We start from the raw sequence: 4,257 nt of genomic DNA, 5'->3' as shown, positions 1-4,257 counted from the left end.
GAAGAAATTAACCGAAACACTTAATTCTGAAATCGACCCAGAAAACTTGGTGGCGGCAGAGGTAGTGCGTTATCCTTCTTTTGATGGTTTAGAAATTCCTGCCATTTACTATAAACCAATAAATGCCTCAAAAGAAGATCCAGTACCCGCTTTGGTATGGGTGCATGGTGGGCCAGGTGGTCAATCCAGAACAGGCTATTTTTCTTTGATACAGTATTTGGTTAACCATGGCTATGCCATTCTCGCGGTAAACAATCGGGGTAGTAGTGGGTATGGAAAAACTTTTTATAAAATGGATGATCGCAATCACGGAGATAAGGATTTAAAAGATTGTGTTTGGGGTAAAAAGTGGTTGCAAGAACAGGGTTATATTGATCCTGAAAGGATTGGAATAATAGGAGGTAGTTATGGAGGATATATGACCATGGCAGCAATGGCTTTTGAACCTGAGGAATTTAAGGTTGGGGTGAATATTTTTGGGGTTACCAATTGGCTAAGGACATTAAAATCAATTCCTCCATATTGGGAATCTTTTAGAGAAGCCCTTTATGAAGAATTGGGAGATCCTTTTACCGAAGATTCTGTTCGGCTGTACAATATTTCTCCATTATTCCATGCGGATCAGATTAAGAATCCAGTAATGGTTCTACAGGGAGCCAATGACCCTAGGGTTTTGCAGGTTGAATCCGATGAAATCGTAGAAGCCATTAAAAAGAATAATGTTCCTGTAGATTATGTGGTCTTTCCAGATGAAGGACATGGTTTTATTAAAAAGGAAAATGAAATCAAGGGATATGGTGGAATTCTAACTTTCTTGGATAAATATCTGAAGGAAAATGTAGCTCAAGCAGAAAGTATGTAAAAAAATCTAATAACAATTTCTACTAAGTAAATTATTGGATTTAGTAAATAGTGGAAAGGCAGCTATTGTGCTTAATGGGAGAAAATAAAAAAGGAGATCAAGAAATTGATCTCCTTCTTATTTTTAACTGTTCTTTTTTTGATCTATTTGCTTGAGCAATTCTTCTGTGGCTTTTTTCAGCTGCTCATCTTCTCCTTTTGCTTTGCTATCGGGAGCATTGTCGATAACAATATCAGGAACGGCTGGACCGAGTTCCATATTTTCACCTGTAGCTTTCACATACCAGGCTCTGAATGGTAATCTTACTCTAGAACCATCAATTAACTTTCGTCCGCCTGTTGAAATTACAGCCCCAAAAGTAGGAGTTCCTACCAATGTTCCCAGATCTAAAGTCTTATAGGCATGGGAAAAGATTTCTGCATTGGAATAACTGTTGGTATTACATAGTGCAATGGAAGGTTTTGTCCAAGCAGCTAATGGCAAGCGTTCTCCATAAGGATAATGTTGGTTAAATTGTTGGTTGTTTTTTACCAAATTATCTGTAGCTCCTCTTGGAACAGTGTAAGCATGTTGGCGTACATCCAAAACGGCCATTAGGTAATCCGTAGTCCAGCCTCCACCATTAAAGCGAACATCAATAACAATTCCTTCTTTTCCATAACCGCTAGCAGTCAACTCTCTTTCAAATCGTTCAAAGCTAGGCATATTCATTCCCTGAATGTGAATGTATCCTAGTCGACCATTAGAATACTTTTCCACTAGTTTTTTCCGTTCAGCAACCCATTCCTCATATTTTTCTTTTCTAAGGCTTTTTGCTGGTCGAATGACTACTCCACGATCTTTTCCCTTTACATCTAAAATTACCTGTTCTCCAGCTGTGTTGGCCAGTAATTCATAGAAGTTTTGTTCAAGGCCAATTTCTTGTCCATCAACGCTGAGGATAATATCTCCTTCATGTAATTTGCTTTGTAATTTATCTGCCGGGGAATTTGGTACTACATGGGTTATTTTTACACCATTTTTTAATGGCTCTACTTCAATCCCTAAGAACCCTGTCCTATCTTTTTGTAGGTCTGCTCTGTCACTACCATATAGTCCCATGTGGCTGGCATTTAATTGGCCTAACATGAAGTTAAACATGTCCCTAAAGTCTGTTTCAGTAGAGGCTTTTAAGCAGAGAGGTTTGTATTCAGCTTTCAAAGTTTTCCAATCATAACCGTGAAAGTCAGGGTCATAGAAACCTTGATTTAAGGTGCTCCAGGCTTCTTCAAAAATTTGTTCCCTCTCCTGCTTATGATCAATAGTCATAATGGCTTTATGTGGGAGGCTTTCTGTTTTTGAGCTTTTTATTTCAATACGCGCCTCTGCACCACTTTTCAAATAATACAGGTGCTTTCCATCTGGATCCAAAAGAGTACGGTAAGGTTTTTGCCCTCCATTGGTCAATTGCTTGATGTCTTCCCCAGTATATTTTATGCTAAATAAATCTGATTTACCATTTTTTGGGTTTTGAGTGGTAAAGAAGAAAGTATCTCCATCTTTGGAAATGGATAAATTACCTTCATCTCCAGGTAGGGCAGTTAGCCTTTCCAACCGATCGTAAATCTTATCAAAATCAATTACAATTGGTTCTACATCCTCTTTAGCTTCCTTTTCTTTCTTCTTATTCCCTTTTTTCTTTTTGGAATTTTCTTTTTCTGATTTTTGAACTTCTTCGTAATAAAGGCCTTCTTCTCGATCAATACGGGATTTATTCCATTCTGATTTGCTTAACCAGACAAACCAAATGTCGTTATCTTTTTCGTTTCTAGCGGAAATAAAGCCTAATTTCGAACCATCAGGACTCCAAACAGGAGAATGGTCAGATTTGGGGTGCATACTTACATTTTGGGCCGGTTTACTGTTATCTGCTGCCTGAATAAAAATCTCCCGGTTAAAATCAAGGTCAGATTGTGAAAAAGCAATCCATTTACTGTCAGGACTCCAACTTACATCATCAGCACTGTTCCAACCATCTTGTAGTACTTTTCGATTGCTTAATTTTCCATTACTATTGATATCGGCTACTATTAATTTTTTTCTGCCCAGTTGGTAAGCAATCTTTCTCCTATCAGGAGAGATCACGGGATTTGTAATATCTTCTGCTGAATTGGTTAACCTGACCACTTCATGTTTTAAACTTTTGAAGATGTCTGTTTTGTTGGGGTCGGAAGAATGAACTAAGTATAATTCATATTGTCCCGCACGGTCGGAAGTAAAGATCAGGGAAGAGTCATTGAGCCAGATTGGGCTTTTGTCTCTGTAGGGGTGATTGGAAAGATTAACAGATCGTTTTTTTTCTTTATTATTCTCTTTGACAAAGATCTCTCCCCTTATTTCAATAGCGCTATAAGTTCCATTTGGAGACACTGCATAATTGTCTATACCATTGGAATAAGTTTTTCTTTCTGTGGGATCCAAGTGGTAATCCGCAGAGATCTGTAAATTGATTTTTTCAGGCTGCTGATCTCCTGAGTCTAGGCGATAAAAGCTACCTAAGCTTTCCATGACCAAAGTTTTCCCGTTTTTACTCACATCAAAATAGGTGATGCCGTTTTTTCTGAAGTGGGTTACTTGTTCAGGTTTTCCCATAACCTGCCCTTCCTGGTTTAAGTTCAGTTTATGGATGTTATAACGGCCCGATTTGGCACTAATAAAATATAATGTTTTATCGTTACCCCACACTGGCTGAAATTCATTCCCTTCATCAGTGGTCAATTGGATATAGCTGTCCTTATTTTTGTCATAAAGCCAAATATTTTTGTTGGCTGGCCCTCGATAATCCTCCCGGGAAATTCTGCAATATCCAATAGTCAGCGCTATAAAGCGGCCATTTGGGGACTCTTTAGGCATGTGTCCTAATGCGTCTAGCATTCGAACCGGTGTGCCACCATTGGCTGGAACACCATAGATTTCATTATCACGTTCTACTTGTTTATAAAGTCTGCTGGTGGTAAAGAGGAGAGTGCCGTCTTGAGTCCAATCCGTAATTTTATCACTGGCAGAATAATAGGTTAATCGTTTAGCCAAACCTCCATTTGAAGGAATTACATATATATCATTTTGACCATATCGATTGGCAGAAAAAGCTATTTGTTGATCATCAGGGCTCCAAATGGGATTTCCCTCATAGGCTTGATGAACAGTTAATCGTTTTGGGTTTTGCCCATCGATGTTTGCAGTCCAGATGTCCCCTTGAAAGCTAAATGCAATTTGGGTCCCATCAATGTTCACTGCAGGATAGCGTACTAATGGGTCTGATTGGCCAAAAACTGTCAGACTTCCAAAAAGTATCGCACATGCAGTTGAAAAAAAATGTCTTTTTGAAATCATAGCATGTATGGTAGTTGTATTAA

General features: G+C 38.5%; 2 protein-coding genes. One reads left to right on the top strand and one right to left on the bottom strand.

All coding sequences use genetic code 11. The features are described from left to right. The coding region (locus E1171_RS06115; RefSeq protein WP_155205110.1) for an alpha/beta hydrolase family protein at positions 1-862 on the top strand (862 nt) is incomplete at its 5' end. 123 nt (positions 863-985) lie between these two features. Here E1171_RS06115 and E1171_RS06110 read toward each other — a convergent pair. Continuing rightward, a partial coding sequence (locus tag E1171_RS06110) for a S41 family peptidase (RefSeq protein WP_343031303.1) occupies positions 986-4,257 on the bottom strand: 3,272 nt, incomplete at its 5' end.

The sequence above is a fragment of the Xanthovirga aplysinae genome, assembly GCF_009711365.1.
Taxonomy (GTDB): Bacteria; Bacteroidota; Bacteroidia; order Cytophagales; family Cyclobacteriaceae; genus Xanthovirga; species Xanthovirga aplysinae.
Note: the sequence above shows the minus strand (reverse complement) of the source record. Positions and strands in the feature narration are given on the sequence as shown.